The organism is Weissella paramesenteroides (assembly GCF_036327715.1).
Taxonomy (GTDB): Bacteria; Bacillota; Bacilli; order Lactobacillales; family Lactobacillaceae; genus Weissella; species Weissella paramesenteroides.
On sequence record NZ_CP130559.1, the window covers coordinates 1,279,327 to 1,302,785 of the forward strand.

At 37.9% G+C, this 23,459-nt stretch carries 21 protein-coding genes; 3 read left to right on the top strand and 18 right to left on the bottom strand.

From position 1 onward, the window contains the following. Positions 1-172: 172 nt before the first annotated feature. Both mscL and QRX23_RS06360 read left to right on the top strand, forming a co-directional pair. A complete protein-coding gene (mscL, locus tag QRX23_RS06355) occupies positions 173-565 on the top strand; it encodes a large conductance mechanosensitive channel protein MscL (protein ID WP_330155055.1) in 393 nt (130 codons plus the stop codon). A gap of 190 nt (positions 566-755) precedes the next feature. After that, positions 756-1,394, top strand: a complete 639-nt coding sequence (locus QRX23_RS06360) for a deoxynucleoside kinase (protein WP_330155056.1) — start codon at positions 756-758, stop codon at positions 1,392-1,394. 72 nt (positions 1,395-1,466) lie between these two features. Here QRX23_RS06360 and QRX23_RS06365 read toward each other — a convergent pair whose 3' ends face one another. From QRX23_RS06365 to rimM, 8 genes are all read right to left on the bottom strand, one after another. Beyond that, positions 1,467-2,891, bottom strand: a complete 1,425-nt coding sequence (locus QRX23_RS06365) for a C40 family peptidase (RefSeq protein WP_330155057.1) — start codon at positions 2,889-2,891, stop codon at positions 1,467-1,469. Between the two features lie 353 nt (positions 2,892-3,244). Beyond that, entirely contained in the window at positions 3,245-4,750 is a 1,506-nt protein-coding gene (gene glpK / locus QRX23_RS06370; protein ID WP_330155058.1) for a glycerol kinase GlpK, read from the bottom strand. A gap of 111 nt (positions 4,751-4,861) precedes the next feature. After that, a complete protein-coding gene (locus tag QRX23_RS06375; RefSeq protein WP_002828492.1) occupies positions 4,862-5,047 on the bottom strand; it encodes a 2-hydroxymuconate tautomerase in 186 nt (61 codons plus the stop codon). Positions 5,048-5,071: 24 nt separating this feature from the next. Further along, positions 5,072-6,031 carry a YitT family protein gene (locus tag QRX23_RS06380; protein WP_002828493.1) on the bottom strand — a complete coding sequence of 320 codons (960 nt, stop codon included), beginning with the start codon at positions 6,029-6,031 and terminating at the stop codon, positions 5,072-5,074. A gap of 257 nt (positions 6,032-6,288) precedes the next feature. Next, a complete protein-coding gene (locus tag QRX23_RS06385; protein WP_002828494.1) occupies positions 6,289-7,578 on the bottom strand; it encodes a dicarboxylate/amino acid:cation symporter in 1,290 nt (429 codons plus the stop codon). An 80-nt stretch (positions 7,579-7,658) separates the two neighbouring features. Then, on the bottom strand, positions 7,659-8,015 hold the full coding sequence (rplS, locus tag QRX23_RS06390; protein ID WP_330155059.1) for a 50S ribosomal protein L19: 357 nt from the start codon (positions 8,013-8,015) through the stop codon (positions 7,659-7,661). A 120-nt stretch (positions 8,016-8,135) separates the two neighbouring features. After that, complete coding sequence (gene trmD / locus QRX23_RS06395; RefSeq protein ID WP_330155060.1) at positions 8,136-8,873, bottom strand: tRNA (guanosine(37)-N1)-methyltransferase TrmD; 738 nt, start codon at positions 8,871-8,873, stop codon at positions 8,136-8,138. Between the two features lie 2 nt (positions 8,874-8,875). Next, complete coding sequence (gene rimM / locus QRX23_RS06400) at positions 8,876-9,382, bottom strand: ribosome maturation factor RimM (RefSeq protein WP_330155061.1); 507 nt, start codon at positions 9,380-9,382, stop codon at positions 8,876-8,878. Between the two features lie 126 nt (positions 9,383-9,508). Between rimM and QRX23_RS06405 the strand changes: the two genes are divergently transcribed. After that, complete coding sequence (locus tag QRX23_RS06405) at positions 9,509-10,177, top strand: histidine phosphatase family protein (RefSeq protein ID WP_330155062.1); 669 nt, start codon at positions 9,509-9,511, stop codon at positions 10,175-10,177. 146 nt (positions 10,178-10,323) lie between these two features. Here the strand turns inward: QRX23_RS06405 and rpsP are convergent, their stop codons facing one another. The 10 genes from rpsP to QRX23_RS06455 form a co-directional block, all read right to left on the bottom strand. After that, complete coding sequence (gene rpsP, locus QRX23_RS06410) at positions 10,324-10,596, bottom strand: 30S ribosomal protein S16 (protein WP_002828499.1); 273 nt, start codon at positions 10,594-10,596, stop codon at positions 10,324-10,326. Positions 10,597-10,687: 91 nt separating this feature from the next. After that, entirely contained in the window at positions 10,688-12,145 is a 1,458-nt protein-coding gene (gene ffh, locus QRX23_RS06415; RefSeq protein WP_330155063.1) for a signal recognition particle protein, read from the bottom strand. A gap of 4 nt (positions 12,146-12,149) precedes the next feature. Continuing rightward, positions 12,150-12,491: a putative DNA-binding protein gene (locus QRX23_RS06420; RefSeq protein WP_330155064.1), complete on the bottom strand. Its 342-nt coding sequence runs from the start codon at positions 12,489-12,491 to the stop codon at positions 12,150-12,152. Continuing rightward, positions 12,491-13,741 (bottom strand): signal recognition particle-docking protein FtsY, encoded by a 1,251-nt coding sequence (ftsY, locus tag QRX23_RS06425; RefSeq protein WP_330155065.1) that lies wholly within the window; start codon positions 13,739-13,741, stop codon positions 12,491-12,493. Before ftsY ends, QRX23_RS06420 begins: the two co-directional genes overlap by 1 nt. 16 nt (positions 13,742-13,757) lie before the next feature. Then, the gene (smc, locus tag QRX23_RS06430; protein ID WP_330155066.1) at positions 13,758-17,312 is read right to left on the bottom strand and encodes a chromosome segregation protein SMC; all 3,555 of its coding nucleotides are present in this window, start codon (positions 17,310-17,312) and stop codon (positions 13,758-13,760) included. Positions 17,313-17,321: 9 nt separating this feature from the next. Then, on the bottom strand, positions 17,322-18,020 hold the full coding sequence (gene rnc / locus QRX23_RS06435) for a ribonuclease III (RefSeq protein ID WP_002828506.1): 699 nt from the start codon (positions 18,018-18,020) through the stop codon (positions 17,322-17,324). A 142-nt stretch (positions 18,021-18,162) separates the two neighbouring features. After that, complete coding sequence (acpP, locus tag QRX23_RS06440) at positions 18,163-18,405, bottom strand: acyl carrier protein (protein ID WP_002828508.1); 243 nt, start codon at positions 18,403-18,405, stop codon at positions 18,163-18,165. Positions 18,406-18,472: 67 nt separating this feature from the next. Further along, on the bottom strand, positions 18,473-19,507 hold the full coding sequence (plsX, locus tag QRX23_RS06445) for a phosphate acyltransferase PlsX (RefSeq protein WP_150177860.1): 1,035 nt from the start codon (positions 19,505-19,507) through the stop codon (positions 18,473-18,475). A gap of 95 nt (positions 19,508-19,602) precedes the next feature. Further along, positions 19,603-21,639 carry an ATP-dependent DNA helicase RecG gene (gene recG, locus QRX23_RS06450; RefSeq protein ID WP_330155067.1) on the bottom strand — a complete coding sequence of 679 codons (2,037 nt, stop codon included), beginning with the start codon at positions 21,637-21,639 and terminating at the stop codon, positions 19,603-19,605. 111 nt (positions 21,640-21,750) lie between these two features. Beyond that, positions 21,751-23,436, bottom strand: coding sequence for a DAK2 domain-containing protein (locus QRX23_RS06455; protein WP_330155068.1), 1,686 nt, complete (start codon positions 23,434-23,436; stop codon positions 21,751-21,753). Positions 23,437-23,459: the final 23 nt, after the last annotated feature.

A 23,459-nucleotide genomic window follows, 5' to 3' on the forward strand; every position in this document is an offset into this window, starting at 1 on the left:
TCCCTCTACGTCATTTATTTTCTTTATTCTACCAGAAAAAATTAATTTGCCCGTAATTATGTTTAATATATCAAAGAATAGTTTAAAATTTTTTAGCATATTTTACTTATATTTTGACTTAAATAAATCACTATGTCATATTTATTACTAGGTTAATAAAAGGAGACATCTTATGCGTAATTTTATAAATGAATTCAAAGACTTCATCATGCGTGGAAACGTTATGGATCTGGCAGTCGCTTTCATTATGGGGGCAGCTTTCCAAACAGTTGTTAAGTCAGTGGTTGATGACTTAATCATGCCTTTAATTGGAATTATTACAGGTTCAATTTCATTTTCAAGTATTGTTTGGCATGTGGGTTCAGCTGATATTAAAGTTGGATCATTCATCGGTACGTTAATAACATTCTTGTTGACAAGTTTTGCTGTATTCTTAATTTTGAAGGCAATTCGCAAGGCACAATCAATGGCCAAGAAACAAGACGAAGAAGAAGAAATTGCACCTGAAACAGAATTAGTCGTTCTTCAAGAAATTCGTGATGCATTGGCAGCAAAGAAAGATTAATTTTTATTTTAAAATTAGAACGTCCCTATATATCGGCATTTGTCTGTATAAGGGCGTTCTTTTTAATTTGTCAAGATATTGAATTTATTTATTATATTGGCTAATATAGTTATCAGCTGATAAGCTCACTCATGTACTTTATAATATGAGTATTTAGAGAAAATATAATCCTGAAGGAAGAAGGACTACCATGGTGATTATCACAGCTGGTATGATCGGTGTTGGGAAAACCACACTTACTGATTTGATTGCAAAACATCTTAAAACACAAGCCTTTTTTGAGCCTGTAGGTGAAAATCCTGTGTTACCTCTTTATTATGCAGATCCAAAACAATATGGATTTTTACTGCAAATTTATTTTTTGAACAAACGCTTCGCAATGATAAAAAAGGCTTTGTCAGATGACAATAATGTCTTAGATCGTTCTATCTACGAAGATGCTTTATTCACCCAAGAAAACCATCGTGAGGGTAATATTTCGGATGCTGAATTAAACGTTTACATGACACTGCTCAAAAACATGATGGATGAGATTCAAACGATGAAAAAAGGACGTCCTGACTTAATGGTATTTGCGGATGCTGACTTTGATACCATCCTTTATCGTATTAAGAAGCGTGGTCGTGACTATGAGCAATTTGAAGATAATGCTGAATTACGACAATACTACTTCAAGATGTGGTCAGCATATCAAAAATGGTATGCTGATTATGATGCTTCACCAAAGATGAAAATTGATTTGCAAAAATATGATCTTGAAAATAAGGACAGTCAAAAGATTGTTTTACAACAAATTGATGACCGCCTAAAGGAATTAGAAAACATTTAATTTTTTATAGAAAAAGGACCTCAGAAATTTCTGAGGTCCTTTTTCTCAATTTTAAGTATAATTTTATCAATCTTAGTGAAAATTGTAAGTTCCAATAAAGTCAGGTAGAACATCTGTATCTGCTAAATTAGCAACTTGTACCTGTTGTCCTGGTTCAGAAGCAATCACATATTGTCCATTACCAATATAAATCGCAACTTGCCAGGTTGCCCCATGACCACCCCAGAATAATAAATCACCAGGTTGGGCCTTGACCAAAATATCTGAATTGTTTTGTACATCTTGCGTCGCAACATAAGCTTCTTCAGCAACTGTATACGCGGGTATTGAAATACCAGCAGCCCGGTATGCTTTAGCTACTAATCCAGAACAATCCAGTCCAGCAGATGTCTTACCACCCCAAACATACGGAATATTTTGTGAAGCATATGTTAATGCTGCAGAAACAATATCATTTCTTTGTGTTTGCGTTAACGTACTACTATCGGTAGTTTGGGTACTCAAAGCCTGTGTATTTGATGACGTAGAATTGTTGGCATCCTGAGATTCATTAGTTTGCTTAGTAGGCAATGCATCAAGAACAACATCACCATTAGTAAGTGCATGCAATCCATTAGTTGTGTTTGTATCGTTACTTTGTTCGTTTGGTGTTGACTCACTTTCAAGTGATTGTACGTCCACATCCATGTTTGAATTAAATGTTGCTGGTGCTGTATCAACTGTAAAATCACTCACAGATTGTTGCACAGGCTCAGCATATGTGGACTGTGTACCATCATCAGTTGAAGCGGCCGCATAAGTTGTTGTATCAGATGTCGTATCAGATTGTGCTGCATAAGTCGCTGCTTCAGAAGTATCATTTACTCCAGAAACTGGTATATTAAGTGATTGCCCGATTTGTAACATATTGGTATCAGCACCTGGATTAGCAGCCTGCAAATCGGCAATAGAAATACCATTAGCTGCAGCTACTTGTCCTAATGTATCGCCATCTTGAATCGTATAAATACTGTTTGCTTCAGACTGTGTGCTATCGCTATTTGCCTCAGAAACCACTGCATCTTCAGCTGGTGTCGTCGAAACTTCAGTTTCCGTTGTATCTGTTGATGAATCATCATAATATGCTGTTGTTTCGTCTTCTTGATCAGAGGTAATTAAAGCATCTGTCATTGCTTCAGATGCAACATAATCAATATTGTTTGTTGTTTTGTTATCAGCGTGTTTTGACGCACCTTTAAAAGTCACTATCGCTGGATTTTTTGTTCCTTTTTCACGAAGAACATCTGACTTTGTTGTAATTTGACCATGACTTTGCCCAGTTGCCACTTCTTGAATAAAATTTGTCACATTTTTAAATTGGGAAACATGTTCCGAATCAGGGGACAAGTTGACAGCGCCCCTGACCGCAGCTTGTACAACTGGTACTTGTGTGGTTGCCACAACACCTAGCGCACCAACAATTCCAGTTGCAATCACCTTCGTTGAAACCTCTACCATAGGCACAACTCCTCTCAAATTCTAATTGTTAAAGCCAAATTTAAATACACAGACACCAGCATATATTTAAACTTCATTTAACATTTATATCATACCTTAATTTTCCTTAAATTTTTAGGGGAACGTATGTTCTTTTTTATAAGTACCATAAAAAAGAACATAGCACCTAAGACATAACTAATTAGTTACAGACTAAAAAGCCATCAATCCACCTAACAATTAGTGGATTGATGACCTTCTTAAACGTATTTCAAAGAGACTTAAGTTGTGCCAAAAATAGCGCATATCATGTTACACACCAACCAAAACAACTTTTGTCTCGCTCTCAGTCTCTTTAACCTAAATTAATACTACTAATTCGTTGGAAAAAGCCGTGTTGCTTGAACCGCACGTTGCCACCCCTTATATGCAAGTTGGACTTGCTCTTGCCATTCTGTTATAGGTTCTTTTAATTCCAAATGGTTAGTCTTTGGCAAGCTAGTCATATCTTCCCAAAATCCTACACCTAAACCTGCTAGATAGGCTGCACCTAAAGCAGTTGTTTCTAGTTGCTTAGGTCGTTTGACCACCGTGTTGATCAAATCTGCCTGGAACTGATGTAAATAATCATTTGCTGCAGCACCACCATCAATCACTAAGTTAGCTACGGCAATATTCGTATCATCTTGCATGGCATCTAAGACATCACGCGTTTGATAGGCAATTGATTCCAAAGTTGCTCGTACAAGGTCTTCTTTAGTCGTTGCACGCGTCAAACCAAACATAGCACCTCTGGCATTTTGATCCCAGTATGGTGCCCCTAAACCTGTAAAAGCAGGTACTAAATAAATTGGATCAATATGTTGTTCACGAGCAATTTCAGCTAATTCTGAGGTTTCTTTTGCATTTTTAATCAGTTGCAATCCATCTCGCAACCACTGAATTGCTGCTCCAGCAATAAACACAGAACCTTCAAGGGCATAGGTCACTTGACCATCAATACTGTAGGCAATTGTTGACAACAACCCATTCGTTGAAGTTGCAATGTCTTGCCCTGTATTCATGACAATAAACGATCCTGTACCATATGTATTCTTAACGTCACCCTGCTTGAACGCTTGATGGCCAATTAGCGCTGCCTGTTGATCTCCTGCAATTCCCGCAATCGGAACTTGAATACCAAAGAAAGCATACTCAGCTGTATAACCAAATATTCCCGAAGAATCACGAACTTCAGGTAACATTGTGTCCGGAATACGGAATTTTTCAAGTAGCTCTTTATCCCACTCTTTTGAATGAATATTAAACAACATCGTTCGCGATGCATTTGAATAATCGGTTGCATGAACTTGACCATTGGTTAATTTATATAATAGCCAACTATCTATTGTACCAAATAATAAATCGCCTTTTTCAGCACGTTCACGTGCACCAGGGACATTATCTAACAACCACATAATCTTTGTTGCCGAAAAATACGCATCGACCCACAAACCGGTTTTTTGATAAATATAGTCTGTCAATCCTTCAGACTTTAATCTTTCAGCAATTTGAACACTTTGCTTTGATTGCCAAACAACCGCTGGTGCAATTGGCTCACCTGTCAACCGATCCCAAATAACTGTCGTTTCTCGCTGATTCGTTAGTCCAATTCCTGCTATTTTATAGGGTGGTATATTGGCCTTGATAACAACCTCTGCCATTACTTGGCGCGCATCTTCCCAGATACCATTTGCATCATGCTCTACCCAACCTGGATTTTTAAAAATCTGAGGTAATTCTTTTTGCGCCGTGGCAACTACTTGCCCATCTTTATCAAACAACATTGCTCGGGTACTAGTTGTACCTTGATCGAGCGCTAGTATATATTGCTCAGCCATCTATCTCCATAGCTCCTACTCGTATTTTTTCAATAACCAATCAATGGTTATGCCCCTCATAACAAAAAAAAGATGAAACACATGACATGCTTCACCTTCCATTGTACGAAATTATTTCTCAGAACGCAAAACGCCACCGTCCATAAAGCGATTGGGTTGCATTTCATTTACAACCACTTTAACATTTTCGCGTGGTACCCCAATGTGCTTTTCAATAGCGGTGGTGACATCAGTCATCATTGCTTTTAACTGTTCATCACTACGTCCTGCAACCAAATCAATATGAACTAATGGCATTATATATGTTCCTCATTAACTTTCTTATTTGTCTAGGTTAATTTTATCAGCTTCCTCACCGATATTCAACGCATCTGTAATTTGGGCCTTAGCAACTGTTCGTTCACGTCTAATTTGGGATTGTAGATCTTCGTTCCAAAAATTATTAGACACTTCAACCGTGCTGACAATGTTAATAAAGGCATTGACATCCACAGATTTAACCAAATTTTGCATTTCTGTTAACTCGTAACGAGATAATACCATCATTAATGTTGTATTAGGTTCTTGGGTATAGGCACCACGTGAGGGCATAACTGTAATCCCACGAATCAAGGCCTCTTGTAACGCTTTAATAACTTCATCGGGATGACTCGTAACAATAAATGCTGTTAACTTTTGATGACGTGTATGAATAGCATCAACAGAAACAGATGTGGCATAGATACCAATAATTGTATACATCGCGTTTTGCCACCCAATAAATGCACCAGCAACAACAACAATAAAACCGTTGATAAACATATTAATAGATCCAATTGATTTTCCTGTCGTCTTTTGGACAATCATAGCAACAATGTCCATTCCGCCTGTCGAAAAGCCCATCTTAAAGGTTAAGCCAATCGAAACACCTAATAATAAACCACCAAACAAACCAGCCAATATGGGTTCTTGAGTTACAAGGGAAGTCTTTGGCAATACTATTTGCATAAACGAAGCAGTAAAGTTATTCAAAAAAGATAAAATTGTAAACTCTCGTCCGGCATATATCCAACCTGCAATAGCTAATGGAATATTTGTTGCCATAATAATTGCACCAACTTCAATATGTATACCAAATACTGAATCAAAAAATAAACTTATTAGTTGAGCCACACCATTGAATCCACCTGAAAAGATGTTGTTGGGGATGAAAAAACTATTCATTGAGATGGCCACTAAAACGGCTGCTAAAATAAATACAATCGCCTTCATGCCATACTCTCGTACACGTGCCGTTATCACAACAACTGCCTCCTATCTTAAACCAAAATCATTTTTCTATTATCACACAAAAATAGGTATTATTCCATATAGAACAGTGATTTATCGCGTTTTTTTCAGCTATACAAATTAACAGTTAGTAGGTAAAGGCGACATAAGTTCTCGTCAATAAAGAAAAAATCATCAAGCTACCGATTTGAATCCGATAGCTTGATGATCTTGATTTTAATCCAAAAAATTGCGGATTATTTTTACAATTTCTAAACGTTGCTTTATAGTTAATCGTTTAATTTTGCCAAATATGTTATATTTTTCTTTTCGTCAAAATCTTTTTCAGATTTTGAAATAACAATTGATGCTGTTGAGTTACCGACGACATTAACGACAGTACGTCCCATATCAATCAATCGATCAACACCAGCAATAAACGCTAACCCTTGTGCAGGCACACCAATTGAAGAAACTGTGGCCAAAAGAACAACAAACGATGCACCTGGTACACCAGCCATCCCCTTTGAAGTAATCATTAATACGACTAATAAGGTCAATTGCTGCATTACCGATAGATGAATATTATATGCTTGAGCCATAAACAACGCGCCAATGGCCTGATAGATTGCCGAGCCATCTAAATTAAATGAATATCCAGTCGGTACGACAAAAGAAACAATTCCTTGGCTAACACCAAACTTCTCCATTTTAGACACAATTCGTGGCAGTGTCGCTTCTGAAGAAGCAGTTGTAAAAGCTAAAATCATCTCATCACGTAACACCTTAAATAAGTTTAGTATATTAACATTGTAGATTTTTAATACCCCGCCTAGAACGACAATCATGAAAATTATCATTGTGAGGTAGGCCACAAATATGAAATATCCTAATGACTTTAATGAGTTTAATCCCATCTGAGCAACCGTAGCACCAATTAGTGCACCAACACCGATTGGTGCCAATTGCATCACCCAATTCGTTACTTTAAACATCACTTCAGCAACTGCATCCAAGACATCAATAATGATTTGTCCCTTTTGACCAATTGCAGCAGTTCCTAACCCAAAAAATACTGAAAATACAATAACTTGAAGCATCTTACTATCTGCTAATGATGCAAAAAAATTAGTTGGTACGACATCCATCACTGTTGACCAGATACCCCCAGAACTGGCTGATTTTGCTGTGGACAAATAACTACTAATATTAGTTGCTTGCAAATTATGCACATTCACATGGGCTCCTGGTTCAAAAACATTTCCAGCAATCATCCCTAATACAATTGCAATTGTCGACAATATTTCAAAATAAATTAAAGTCTTTAGTCCCACGCGACCTAATTTACGTATATCACCCATTTTTGCAATACCTACTGTTAGACTAGATACCACAATTGGTAAAACAATCATTTGAATGAGGCCAATAAACATTGTACCGATATTTTGCATCGCGGTGATAGCCATTTTATTCTTGAAAAATAAAACGCCCAGAACAATACCAATTATTAGCCCAAAAACAATCCGCCAGCCTAATCCAATATTACGTTTCTCTTTTTTTGTTTTCCTACCAACACTCACAGACTCAATCCCCCTAAAAATATATCTGCAAAAAAAGCCAACCCATGAAGGTTGGCTTTTTCACTAATAGTTTACCCTTATTAGCCGCGGCGTGCTTCTGAAATACGAGCAGCCTTTCCGTGCAATGCACGCAAGTAGTACAACTTAGCACGACGTACACGTCCATGACGAATTACTTCAATTTTGTCAACACGTGGTGAGTGCAATGGGAACGTACGCTCCACACCAACACCACTTGAAATCTTACGAACAGTATAAGTAGCTTGGATACCAGTACCCTTACGCTTAATAACAACACCCTCAAAAATTTGGATACGTTCGCGTGAACCTTCGACGATACGTGCGTGAACACGAACTGAATCTCCGGCACGGAACTCTGGAATGTCTGTACGTAATTGGTCAGCAACCAACTTCTCTAGTAAAGCGTTTTGACGCATAATCAAATCTCCTCTTCGACAATCATTACACCACTCGGCCAGCGGATTATCGGGTTTTATTTTGTGCTAATAAGCACTGAATAGAATATTAACATATTTTTAGTCACTTAACAAGTGCTACTAATTATTTTGCTCTTCCTGCTTGATTTCTTTTAACAGTTTTTGATCTTCAGCTGTTAACACATAATCCGCTAATAAATCTGGTCGTCGTTGATATGTTCTACGCAGGGCCTCTTTATGCTTCCACTTAGCAATATTTGCATGATGACCAGACAAAAGAACATCTGGCACCTTTAACCCCCTAAAATCAGCCGGACGTGTATACTGTGGATATTCAAGTAGTCCAGTTGAGAATGATTCATCAACTGCAGAACGCTCATCCCCTAGTGCTTCATCTAGTAATCGTACTGTCGCATCAATAACAGTCATCGCACCTAATTCACCACCAGTTAGAACAAAATCTCCCAGAGAAATTTCATCATCAACTAAAGTTCGTATGCGTTCATCATATCCTTCATAATGCCCGGCAATAATCGTTAAATGCTCTTCTTTGGCTAATTCTTCAGCAATGCTTTGGTTGAACGTCTTACCCGCAGGATCCATCAAAATCACTCGACCACGATTACCTGCTTCTTTTTCCACTGCATCCATTGCATCAAATAATGGTTGCGGCATTAAAAGCATTCCTTGCCCACCACCATAGATTTCATCATCAACTTTATGATGTTTATTATCTGTATAATTTCTGAAATCGGTCACGTTAAAGTCAACCAAACCACGTTCGACTGTTTTACCAATAATAGATTCTCGCATTGGCGCAAACATGTTTGGAAAAAGGCTTAATACATCAATTCGCATGTTTAAATTTCCTCTAACAAATTTACTTTGGCAGTGCCAGCATCTAAATCAATTGCCGTCACAACATCTTCAATGAATGGCAGCAATAGATCTTCTTTACCCTTTGTATGAACAACCCAAACATCATTTGCGGGCATTGGCATAATTTCACTAACCTTACCAATTATTTCATTAGTTGCATTATCAATAACATCGAGACCAATAATTTCATGATAATAAAATTCATCATCAGGCAATGCCTGTTGTAACTCATCAGCAACAAAGACTTCACAGTCCTTGTATTGCTCAACATCATTAATATTCCCCATACCGACAAAACTAACTAACATAAATTGTTTGTGCTGACGCGAGGTAGCAATTTGAACTGTTAAATTACCTTCTGGTGTTTGAATAATCAAGTTTTTGTTCTTTTTAAAACGTTCTGCAGGAAAATCTGTTGTTGGTACAATACGCACTTCACCACGAATACCATGTGTATTGACAATTTTACCGACTTTATAAAGTGCCATGTTTTCTTCCTTTTCAATAGTTCTATTAATTGTAGTATACCAGTAAAATAAAGCTAACTGAATAGGCAATGTCTGGAATTATCTGATAAACTTTAACTAATAATTGCAGTACAAGGAGACCAACCAATGAGTATTAATCTTTATATTGTCAGACATGGTGAAACGTATATTAATAAGTACAAACGTATACAAGGATGGACAAATGCCCCACTAACAAAAAAAGGAATTCAGGATGGCAAATCTGCTGGTAAACGTCTACAAAATATCAAATTCAATAACGCCTATTCTTCTGATTTAGAGCGTGCCACGACTACTGCCGAGATTGTGTTAAATCAAAATAAACATACTGATTCAGAATTATTGCAACCATTGCCTGAACTCAGAGAACAATTTTTTGGCTATTTTGATGGCATCCCCAACACCATCGCCGCTCAAGCAATTGCCAAAAAACGCTCATTACCCGAAAACTCTACTTTTGCTAATTTAACCAGTGCATTGGGTCCTTTTGAAATCATCAATGCCATTCATGAGGCTGATCCAACTGGGGATGCTGAGACAGCAGACCTTTTTTGGCAGCGGCTAATGACTGGTTTTAGGAAAATTAGTAAAGAAAATAATGATAACGATAACGTGCTTTTAGTCTCACATGGTAGATTGCTTAGTACATTAGGTCAGCATTTTGCTCAACTTGATGGTGATCAAGCAGAACCTGACAATGGTGCAGTGAGTATTTGGCATCTTGACGATAATCAACTAGAGTTGCATGTTTTTAATGACTTAAAAACAATTTGGTAATACGTCGTAGCATCTCACAAAAAAAGGAATCCACTTAATGGATTCCTTTTTTCTATATTACTTTAAATATTCTAGGCAATGAATAATTGCTTGGGTAACCAAAAGTGACCAAAACCCCTATGAATGCCTATATATCAATCCTCAAATTACTTTGAGTACTTAGCATTATGGTACTTTTCCATAATACCAGCGTTTGACAACAAGTTTTTAACAGTGTCTGATGGTTGTGCACCATTGTTCAACCATGACAAAACTAGTTCTTCGTCCAATTTAACTTCTGATGGTTGTACAAGTGGGTTGTAAGTTCCCACAGTTTCAATAAAACGACCATCACGTGGTGAACGTGAGTCAGCAACAACGATACGGTATACAGGGTGCTTCTTTGAACCCATGCGCTTCAAGCGAATTTTAACTGCCATATTTTAATTAATTCCTCCAATTGTTTTCTACATTTACAACTATAACAGACTTAACAAATGCTGTAAAGTGTTTTCCCTTTACACTTTATAATTAACGACGCTTTTTCTTGTTTTTACGAATTTTACGAGCCATTTGCTTCATAGCGATATTAGCCATCTTGCCTTTCATACCACCACCAGCTCCTGGGAAGCCAGCACCGTTTCCGCCGCCACCCATTGCATTCATCATTTGTTCCATACCAGCCATGTTACCGTTCATCACACCGCTCATCATCTTTTTCATTTGGTTAAATTGCTTAACCATTCGATTAACTTCAACAACTGGGCGACCTGCTCCTGCAGCTAAACGACGCTTTCGTGATGGATTCAAAACATCCGGATTTTCTCGCTCTTCGGGTGTCATTGACATCACAATAGCACGGATATGTGCCATATCTTTTGGATCAATTTTTGCATTCTTTAAAGCTGGGTTGTTTGCCATCCCTGGAATCATTTTCATAATGTCTTCAAGCGGACCCATGTTTTGTAACTGGTCCATCTGGTCAATGAAGTCATTGAAATCAAAAGTATTTGATTTCATTTTTTCCATTGTTTCATTCGCTTGCTTTTCATCATAATCTTTTTGGGCTTTTTCAATCAAAGTCAGCAAATCACCCATACCAAGAATACGACTAGCCATACGATCTGGATAGAATATATCCAAATCCGTCATCTTTTCTCCTTGACCGACAAACTTAATTGGTTTTCCAGTCACAGCAAGAATTGATAACGCTGCTCCACCACGGGTGTCTCCATCTAACTTCGTCAAAACAACACCAGTAATGTCCAGACGATCATTAAATCCTTCAGCAGTTTCCACGGCATTTTGACCAGTCATCGCATCAACAACCAGCATAATTTCATCTGGATGTGCAATGTCTTTGACATCTGCCAACTCTTGCATCAGTTCTTCGTCAATCTGTAAACGACCTGCCGCATCAATGAAGACATAATCTGACTTTAGTTCAGCTGCCTTCTCCATTCCGGCTTTTACAATCTCACGTGGATTAACATCAGTCCCCATATCAAATACAGGTACATCAATCTGTTCACCCAAAGTCTTTAATTGTTCGATCGCGGCAGGACGGTAAACGTCGGCCGCAATCATTAATGGGCGTGCGTTCTGTTCATTTTTTAACTTTAGGGCTAACTTTCCTGCTGTTGTCGTTTTACCAGCACCTTGTAACCCAACCATCATAATAACTGTTGGTATTTTGGGTGATTTATTAAGTGCTACGGCTGACTCACCCATCATTGCCGTCAATTCATCGTTAACAATCGAGACAATTTGTTGCGCTGGGTTAAGTCCTTCTAAAACCTTTGCACCAGATGCTTTTTCGCGTACATTACGTACAAAGTCCTTAACAACTTTAAAGTTAACATCGGCTTCCAATAAGGCTAACCGAATTTCACGCATGGTCTCACGTAAGTCTGCGTCTGTAACTTTTCCTTTACGACGTAAGCCACTCAAGGCTTTCTGTAATCGATCTGTTAAACCTTCAAAGGCCATTACTTTACTCCTCTTCTAATGTCAATAATTTTGATGCTAAACGAACCAGTGTCTGATCATCCGGATACTTTTTCTGAATATATGCATTTAAATGATCCGCTGCTTGTTCTCTATTGTGGTAATCATCGTACAAATGTAATTTTTTTTCGTAATTCTCTAGCAGTTGTGTACTTCTTTTAATATTATCATACACAGCTTGTCTAGAAACTTGATATTCATCAGCAATCTCACCCAAAGAGTAATCGTCAGCATAATATAGTTGTAAATAGTCATTTTGCTTTGTCGTAAGTAATGGTTGGTAGAAATCGAATAACATATTTAAGCGCATGCTTTTTTCTAATTCCATTACTTTGACTCCGTTAACAGACTACCAAACAGGCTCTTTGCAAAATCATTTGCTTCAAAAGGTTGGATATCTGTGACTTTTTCGCCCAAGCCAACCCACTTAACCGGTAAATGTAACTCGTTTCGAATTGGCAAGATAATACCACCTTTGGCTGTACCATCTAACTTTGTCAGTACAATACCTGTTACATCTGTCGAATCTTTAAATAGTTTTGCTTGTTGCACTGCATTTTGACCCGTTGTTGCATCAAGTGTCAATAACACTTCTTGTGGTTCATTTGGTAGTTCACGCGTAATAATACGCTTCATCTTTGATAATTCCTGCATTAAATTAACATTATTTTGCAAACGACCTGCCGTATCAACAAATAAAATGTCTGCTTGCGTATCAATAGCTGTCTTTACACCATCAAAAACCACCGATGCGGGATCTGCTTTTGAAGAACCTGTTACGACTGGAATATCATTACGCTCACCCCAAGCAACCAACTGCTCAGTCGCCCCTGCTCTAAAAGTATCGGCTGCAGCTAGAACAACTTTTTTACCAGCATTTTTATAATACGCCGATAATTTTCCAATTGTTGTGGTTTTACCAACACCATTTACACCAACCAACAAAATCACAGTTGGACCTTCTGGTGCAAAATGCATGGATGCGTCTTCATTAACTCCTTGACTACGGTACAAATCAACGAGCTTATCAACAATAACCTTAGAAACATCTTGTTTACTTTTTGCGTTTTGTAGTTTTACTTCATCACGCAATTCATCAGTTAATTGCATCGCCGTTTGTGCACCAACGTCTGCCCCAATAAGTGTTTCTTCTAGGTCATCAAAGAAATCTTCATCAACTGAACGGAAGTTTGCCATAAACGCATTCCATCGTTCAGACCATGTTTTCTTAGTCTTTTTCAAACCAGTATCTAATTTTTCACTAGCATTTTCTGTTTCTGTTTCTGTTTCTGTTTCTGTTTCTGTTTCTGTTTCTGTTTCTGTTTCTGTTTCTGTTTCTGTTTCTGTTTCTGTTTCTGTTTCTGTTTCTGTTTCTGTTTCTGTTTCTGTTTCTGTTTCTGTTTCTAAAGTATCGACTTTAGGTAACGCAATGTCAACTGCTTTACCTGGTGTTGGTTGTAGTATTTCAATGGCGACAACTTTGACTGGTGGCATACCATTCTCCCAACTACTTGGGTATAGAATTTCAACCGCAATTGTTTTTGTCGGCTTCTTTTTAAAAAAATCAAATAATCCCATGATTATTCATATCCCCCTAATTTTCTACCATAGTGTCATCCAAATCAGTCAAACTAACTGAAACCATGGTTGAGACACCTGGCTCTTGCATTGTCACTCCATAAAGTACATCGGTTTCTGTCATTGTACCTTTACGATGGGTGATAACAATAAATTGTGTTCGATGGTTTACTTCATGCAGATAATGCGCAAATCGATCCACATTTGCCTCGTCTAACGCAGCTTCAGTTTCATCAAGAATAGCAAAAGGTACTGGTCTAACGGCAAGAATTGCAAATAATAAACTAATTGCTGTTAAAGCTTTTTCACCACCTGATAATAAGCTCATTTGTTGGAACTTTTTTCCTGGTGGCTGTGCTTTGATATCTATACCTGTTGTTAATAGATGATCTGGATCTGTCAAAATCAATGAGGCTTGTCCGCCACCAAACATCTTGACAAATATTTTAGCGAACTGCTCTGCAATTGCATCAAATGTCGCCCGGAATCTCGTAATGACTTCGGTATCCATTTCAGACATAGTCTCTTGTAAATTATCCTTAGCAGCAATCAAGTCTTGTTGCTGTTGCATTAAGAAGTCATAACGCTCTTTAACTGTTTGATATTCATCAATGGCATTTAGGTTGACATGCCCAATTTCATCTAATCCCTGCTTTAATAACTTCAATTTTGTTCTAATTGTTGATATATCGAGATTTAATAATTCCGACTTAGCAAATTCAAATGAAGTATCATAAGTCGTTTCTAACGTTTGTTCGTTAGTATTAATCGATGATCGCAACTCACCTAGACGTCCATTATATTGCGAAATACTGGTCATCAGTTCACTAACCATATCTTGAATAAGACCAAGCTCACTATTTGTTGTATCATGCTGTTCTTGGACTTGCTCTAGTTCAAATTTTAAAGTTGCCAAACTTTGCTCAGCCGTTGCCTTTTGTCGTTGCACATCTTCTAGTTGTTGTGTCAAACGCTCTTGAACGTCGTTTTCATCCTGTGCCAAATCATTAATTTGCTGTTCAATCAACTTAATTTGACTTTGCTCAGCATTTTTCTGCTCAAGTAAATCATTTTTCCTAGTAACCAATGAGGATACGACGGCTTCAGCCTTAGCTAAAGCTGATTTAAAATCACTAATTTGCTGATCTGCTTGCACAATTTCTGTCTCAATAGTCGACTGTTGCTGTAGATAATCATCTAAAGCTTTTTGTAAGTTTTGCTGTCGTACAGACAAATCTGTGATAGCCTGTTCATTTTGATCAACTGATGTTTTTTTATCTTGCACATCAGCAACTAACTGATAGTCATATTGTAACGCAGCTTGCTCTTTTTTTACCTGTTTAAGTGTTGATTCTGCTAATTGTAAGCTAGCCTGGTCAGTCTGAAATTGTTCATTGGCTTTTAATACCTGTGCCTGTTGTTGATTAAATGCCTCTGTCACTTTTTGTAATTGCTGGTCAATCTGCTTAACCTGCTGTTCTAATGCTAACGTCGCTTGATGTAATTCAGCTTCTTGTAGCGTTAGTTGATCTATCTCTGTCTTTTGCGACAGTAAACCGTTACCGTGTTGCCGTGTTGCACCACCAGTCATTGAACCACCAGCGTTCATAACCTGACCATCCAAAGTAACCAAGCGCACACGATATTGTAATTCCTTAGCAATTTGAATGGCTGCTGACATATCCGTCACAATCACTGTCGTTCCTAATAAATTTGCAATAATATTTTGGTAAGCAGACGCTGTCGTCACTAAATCCGATGCAATTCCGACAAACCCTGTTGATTGTCGCAAAATTGTCATTTGATAATCCGATAAATGACGTGCTTTAAGGGTAGTTTGTGGCAAAAAAGTAACCCGTCCTAAACGATGTTTGGCCAAATACTGAATGGCCGCCTTTCCAACCTGCTCGTTTTTTACAACAACATGTTGTAATGCCGATCCTAATGCTGTTTCAATTGCAATACGATGTTGATCATCAACAGAAATTAAATTTGCAACAACATCTTGAATACCTTCAAATTGTTGCTGTGCCTTCATTAAATTCTTAACACCTTGATAATAGCCATCATAATTTTCTGACAAATGTTGTAATGATTGCAGTCTCGTACTTAAACGTTGTTCCTGCTCCATCTTCGTAAACCAGGCTTGCCGCTCGGTATCACGTTGTTGCTCCAATGCCTGCCCTTTTTTCTTAAGTGTTTCAAATGATTCTTGCGCCGTATTTAATGTTTTCTCAGCCTGTTGTAAATCATTATTTTTTTTATCAACTAAATTATTGGCATCTGATAATCGTTGCTCAATTTTGGCTTTGCGTTGCTGTAATCGTAATGATTCAGCATCACTACGCTCATTTTCTTGAACCAAGTAATTCTGTTTGTTTTTAGCGCTCGTTAAGTCTTGCATGGTTGCAACCAAATCATGACGAACCTGTTCGATTTCAGCACTAACTTTTGCTAGTTTAGTTCGGGGATGATTTTCGTTTGCTTGCTCAATTGATTGTTGATAATGAGTGTATTCAGACTGCTGATCTGCTAATTTTTGTAAACATTGTTGATAATTTGATTCAAGTGATGCCAGACGCTCGGTTGCTACTTTTAATCGGCTACTTAAATCTGTTGTTGTCTCAGTACGATTCTTGCGCCGTTCGGACTGCAAATTTTGTTCACCAGTTAACTTTTCAACCTGTTTAATACTTTCGACCAAGACTTCTTGTAATTTTTGTTGTTGTTCAGTTAATGATAGTTGTTCTTGTCTAAACTTTTGTAACTCTTTTTTCTTGATATTCACAGCCTCTTGCTGCTTATCATACTCAGTTTGGGCTGTTGTCAGCTTCTTGGTCAGTTCGTCTTTTTCTTGATACCAATCTAATAGCTCAAGCACGATTCTTGATTGATCTAATTGATCATAAGAGGCTTTCGTTGTTAAGTAATCTTGTGCCTTCGCTGATTCTTGTGCGAGAGGTTCAACACGTCCCTGTAATTCATATAAAATATCGGCAATACGGGTTAAATTATCATGGACGTCACCCAGTTCTTTTTCTGCCTTATCTTTGTTTTGCTTATATTTATAAACACCCGCAACGTCTTCAATAATACTGCGTCGCTCAACAGGTTTTGCACTAAAAATACTCTCAACACGTCCCTGAGAAATAATCGAGAAACTTTCACGACCAAGTCCCGAATCCATAAATAATTCATGAATGTCTTTAAGTCGTACATGTACACCATTTATTTGATAATTTGAATCACCATTCCGGTATAACGTTCTAGTGATTGTAATTTCTGAATAATCTGAATTTAAATAATGATCAGTATTGTCAAAAGTAATAGCAACTTCAGCTCGGTTTAAAGGCGATCTTTCTGAAGTTCCACCAAAAATGACATCTGCCATTTTGTCACCACGTAATCCTTTGGCAGACTGTTCTCCCATTACCCAGCGAATTGCTTCAATAATATTTGATTTTCCTGAGCCGTTGGGGCCGACAACCCCGGTAATACCTGGCATAAATTCAATTTTGGTTCGTTCAGCAAACGACTTAAAACCAGTTATTTCCAAAGTTTTTAATTTCATTTCATAATCCTAGTTGTTCATTAAAGATTGATAAGCTTTTCGTGCAGCCATTTTTTCGGCATCTTTGGTAGACTTACCTTCACCAGTTGCTAATGGTTTTCCATCAACAGATACTTGTATTGTAAAAACTTGTTCATTGTTAGAAATCGCTTGTTCATCAAGTTTCGTATAAGCAATTTTAACCGTACCATGTCGTTGTAAATATTCTTGTAGCTTAGATTTATAATCCACAAATTGATCATAAAAGCCTTCATCTATTTTAACAAACATCATTTCTTCCAAAAAGTTCATGACAACTTCTTGTCCTTGATCTAAAAACAAAGCACCAATGAATGCTTCCCATAAATCTTCCAATAATGAGTCACGATTTCGTGCACCAGACAGTTCTTCTCCACGACCTAATTGCACATAACGATCTAGATGCAACTCACGTGACAAAGCTGCGAACGCCCTTGTTTGGACCATTGAAATTCTCAACTCTGTCAATCGACCTTCATCCCAGTTTGGAAAACGTTTAAATAAGTAGACCGCTGTCGATTGTTGCATAACAGCATCTCCTAAAAATTCGAGTCGTTGATAATCACCACCCTTATACCCTGGGTGTTCATTGATATAGTTCGCCTGTGTTAGCGCTTCTTCCAATAGCTTTAAATCATTAAAATGAATATGATGATCTGTTGCTAAATCTGCTTGTAATTGTTTAAACATAGTCCTACCTTCTTTTGTATATACACCTTTCTATTATACCAGACCATTAATTATCTATATTATTTTTTAGTAAAAAAGACAAAAAAGCCGAGACAGAATATTTTCTCTCTCAGCTCTACTTTTTGCATTACAAGATGTTCTTTTACTTTGCACGAGATGCAATGTAATCAACTGTATTATTGATTGTAATTAATTTCTCAGCATCTTCGTCTGAAATTTCAGCCCCAAATTCATCTTCCATTTCTAATACTAATTCAACAAAATCAATTGAATCTGCATCAATGTCTTTCATTAGATTAGTCTCACCTGTAAGACTAGCTGGATCCAATTCAAAATGATCAGCAACTAATGTGATTACCTTATTTAAAATTTCTTGTCGTTCCATGATATTTACTTCCTATTCTAAAATCATCTGTCGTAAGCCTATCTCACTTTAAATATACTGTAAACATTTACTTTGCTGATTTTGATAAATCAGTCTTATGTTCTGCCACAAATGCCTCAGTTTTGGCAACAAGGTCAGTTTCCAACATTGTATGTATCTGCACCATTGTATTTGCTACCGCACTTGGTCCAGCTGAACCATGTGTTTTAACAACTGGTGCTTTAACACCAATAACAACAGCACCACCATGTTGTGAATAGTCTAAGCGGGATTGAATGTCCTTCATTGCTGGTTTCAACATTAGCCCAGCTAATTTTGTTTTTACATTACCATCTAAAATTGCATGTTTAATCAAACGTAACATGGCCAAAGCTGTTCCCTCAGTTGCCTTTAGTGCTGCATTACCTGAAAAGCCATCCGCAACAACCACATCAGCTGGTCCCTGCAGAATATCACGAGACTCAACATTGCCCACAAAATTCAAATAAGACTGTGCTGCACCATGCTTTAATAACTGGTGTGCCTCTTTATGAATTGGGTCACCTTTATCTTCTTCAGTACCATTATTAAGCAGTCCAACACGTGGGTTGTCAAAGCCAAGCACTTCTTTAGCATAAAATGAACCTAAAATACCATATTGATACAAATGCGTTGGCCGGTTTTCAGCATTTGCACCAACATCCATCATTGCAAATGCTTCATGAGGACCATCAAGAGCAGGCAAAACAGTCAACAGTGCGGGACGATCAATACCTCGAATTCGACCAACAGTGAAGATTCCTACTGCTAACAAGGCTCCAGTATTTCCTGCTGAAAAAATAGCATCAGCTTCTCCGTCTTTAACAGCTTGAGCTGCCATGACCAGAGAACTTTGCTTTTTACGGCGAATTGCCTTGACTGGTTCCTCACCCATTTCAACTACTTCATCAGATTGTATTAATGTTAGACGTTCTGCATTCTTTACTAAAGGCTTAACTTTATCTAACTGACCAAATAGTAAAAATTCTGTATCTGGCATTTTATCTCGTGCTTGTTCAATACCAGCTACTATCGCTTCAGGTGCATTGTCACCACCCATTGCATCAACAGCAATTTTATACATAATTGACTCCCTCATGGATTTTATTTCTTTTTTATAATTGCAATACTATAAAATGTAACACATTTTAACGGTTTGGTAAAAACATAAATTACCTTTTAATCGAAATTACGATAACGATTCATTGTTTCTGATAACATTTCAGCTAATCCAACCATCTCTGGTGATTTATCCCAATCAGGTTGTGAAACAATTTCAATTGCTTCCTCCTGTGCCACATTCATCATTGCTAAATCTGCAATTGGATCACCAACTCTAAATTCTGGCACACCTGACTGACGATTACCCAAAACATCTCCCGCACCACGTAACTCCAAATCTTTTTGCGCTAACACAAACCCATCTGTTGTTTCTACCATTGCTTCCATACGATCAATACCATATTGTGTTTTAGGATCACTTACTAAAAACGTATATGCTTGTCGTTCACCACGTCCAACCCGGCCACGTAATTGGTGCAACTGTGACAGTCCAAAACGATCCGCATCTAGTACTAACATAACTGTTGCATTCGGCACATCGACCCCAACTTCTATCACGGTTGTTGCGACAAGTACCTGAAATTCATTTGCCTTAAACGCTGTCATAACAGTGTCTTTTTCGTCATTTGATAGCCGCCCATGTAAGAGGCCAACATTAAATTTTGGTGCAAAGTAAGTCGATAATTCTTCATAAACAGCTTGTGCATTTTGGACATCTAAAGTCTCGGATTCCTCAATTAAAGGGGTAACAACATAAGCCTGTGCTCCACTTGCTAATTGTTCTTTAACAAATTGAATCGCCTTTGCTATTTTATTATGTCTTAGCCAGTACGTTTTTATTTTTTTACGGCCAGCAGGTAATTGATCAATGATCGACACATCCATTTCACCATAAGCTGTAATAGCTAATGTTCGCGGAATGGGTGTGGCTGTCATCGCTAAAATATCTGGATTAACACCTACTTTTCTAAGCGTCGCCCGTTGTTGCACACCAAAACGATGTTGCTCATCAATGACTGCTAATCCAAGATTATGAAATGCGATATCTGGTTGGATTAGTGCGTGCGTGCCAATCAAAATATCAATATCACCTTCTGCTAAATCTGCTAATATCTGGCGACGTGCTGCTGCTTTAGTGGCGCCCGTTAATATCTCAACACGCACTTCACTTGGATCAAAATAATTTCCTATTGTTCGTGCGTGTTGCTGTGCTAAGATCTCAGTTGGTGCCATCAAGGTAGCTTGCATGCCTGCAGTAATCGCCGCATACATAGCCAATGCTGCAACCACTGTCTTTCCAGATCCGACATCACCTTGTAGCAACCGATTCATATGTACAGGCCTACGCATATCACGCACAATTTCGTTGACAACCTTTTTTTGTGCTGCTGTTAATTCAAATGGCAATACTTTGATAAAACTTTTTAATTGCTGATTATCAAAGTTCACTGATCGTCCTTGATTATGTCGATCCATTTGTTTAATAACCTGGAGACGCATTTGGAAGACAAAAAATTCCATAAATGAAGCTGTCCGTCGTGCTTCACCTGCCAAAAATTCATTCTCTGGTGCGTGCATGCCAAAAACTGTATCATGATAATTCATTAATCGATATCTTCGTCGTATATCTGATGGAATAATCTCTTGCGTTAGTAAATCACCATATTTACCCAATGCTTGAAAAATTAAATCTTTAATTGTACCAGCTTTAATCTCTTTTGACGAAGGATAGATTGCCTCTAATTCATTCTCGTTATTTTTAGGCATCATTTTAATGGCTGATAAACTTTGGTGTGCTTTATTATAGGTCCCATAAATTGCAACTTCTTCGCCAACAACAATATTTTTACTCAACCATGGTTGATTGAAGAAAGAAATTTGAATTGTATCATGGGACACAGTTAGTCTGAAATTCAGTCGTGTCTTTTTGAAACCTAGTCGACTGACAACTGGTGGAGATGTAACCAGGCCCTTAAAAGTTACTTTCTCGCCATCAAGTGTCTCAGACGGCAATTTTTGTGCTAAATCATTATAACGTCTTGGATAATAAGTTAACAAATCATCAATCGTAAATACACCTAATTTATTCAGTGCTTGTTCACGCTTAGGACCAACACCTGATAATTCTGAAATACTATCAAGTAAGCTTGGCATATTTTCCTCCTTTCTGACTAACTACTAAAAGGTCCTCAGTAACATATGCACCAAAGACCTTCTAAATAAATTCTAACTTTTTGCGTGCATTTAAGCAGGATTCACCTTGGACTACTCAACAGATAATAGAATTGGATATAATGGTTGACCACCATCATGAATTTCAAACTCTAATTCATCATCTAGTGCTTCACCAGCAGTCTGTAGTGCCTCAGCAGCAGAAAGTGATGAATCTTCACCATAATAAATCGTCACTAATTCTGAAACTTCGTCAATCATTTTCGCTAACAATTCTGAAGCTGCCTGGTCAATATTTGCATCAGGAACGGCGACAACAATTTCACCATTTAGTAAGCCAATGGCATCTCCAGCTTGAATGGCCAATCCATTAATTGTTGTATCACGAACAGAAGTTGTCACAGATCCAGACTTAACTTCAGTGATCATTGCAGACATCGCAGCCTCGTTCTCATCAAGTGACTTCAGTTGATCATATCCTAGAACAAGTGCTGTTAACCCCTGTTGAATTGTTTTTGTCTTCACAACTTTAACAGGTACATCAGCAAGTGAAACAGCTTGTTCAGCAGCCATGAAAATATTGCCATCATTCGGCAAAATAATTGCAGCAGCGGCATGACTATCCTTAATTGCTTGCAATAAATCTTGCGTTGATGGTGCCTGCTTACTATCGATGATTACCGTTGCGCCTGCTGAAGCAAAAATTTCCTGTATGCCTTTACCCGCAGCAGTTGTAATGACCGCCAAATCTGGACCAGCTTCATTTTCTTCATCAACCGCATGAGCCTTTTGTTCAGCCGCAACACTAGCAGCTTCAGCCTGTTGGTCACGCATATTATCTACTTTAACTTTACGCAGTGATCCAAAATGCGTACCCCAGTTGATGACGTCACCTGGATCTTCTGTATGCACGTGCACTTTAACAACATCGTCATCGTTAATCACAAGTAATGAATCACCCAAACCAGCTAAGTGATTATAAAAAGTATCATAATCAAACTTTTGATCATAGGTTGTTCCCTTAGCAATATCGACCATGATTTCAGTACAGTAACCATACTCGATATCTTCGGGGTTTAATTCACCCTGTACACCCGCATTGTGCAATGAAAGCACCATTGCATCAAGGTTAGCATTATCCAATTCGGTTTTCACTTCTTGGCCAGACAAAACTGCATAGAATGCACTTAAAACGATTACTAATCCTTGACCACCAGAATCAACAACACCTACTTCTTTTAATACCGGCAACAAATCTGGTGTTGATGCAAGTGCCTTTTCAGCTGCATCGAGTGCATCAGCCATCACTTGGGTTGCATCATCAGTTTTCTTTGCTGTACGATTTGCAGCTGCAGCAGCCTCACGGATAACCGTCAAAATAGTTCCTTCTGTTGGCTTCATAACTGCCTTATACGCTGTCTCAGCTCCACCCATCAAGGCATCTGCTAAATCACGCGCTGATAATGTTTCTTTGTCGGCAATTTTTGCAGCAAAGCCACGGAATATTTGTGACAAAATAACTCCTGAATTACCACGAGCCCCCATTAACAAGCCTTTTGCGGTTGCTTGAGCTAACTTACCAAGATGTGTATCATCTTCATTCCGTTCATACTCTGCCCCACTTGCCATTGACAAGGTCATATTTGTTCCAGTATCTCCATCCGGAACAGGAAAGACATTTAATTTATTTATTTTTTCTGCATTGTTTTTTAACGCATCCGCTGCTGCGTTAATCATTTTACCAAACTCAACATTGGTAATTGTCGTTACAACTTCCACAGTATTCAACTCCTTATAACCAG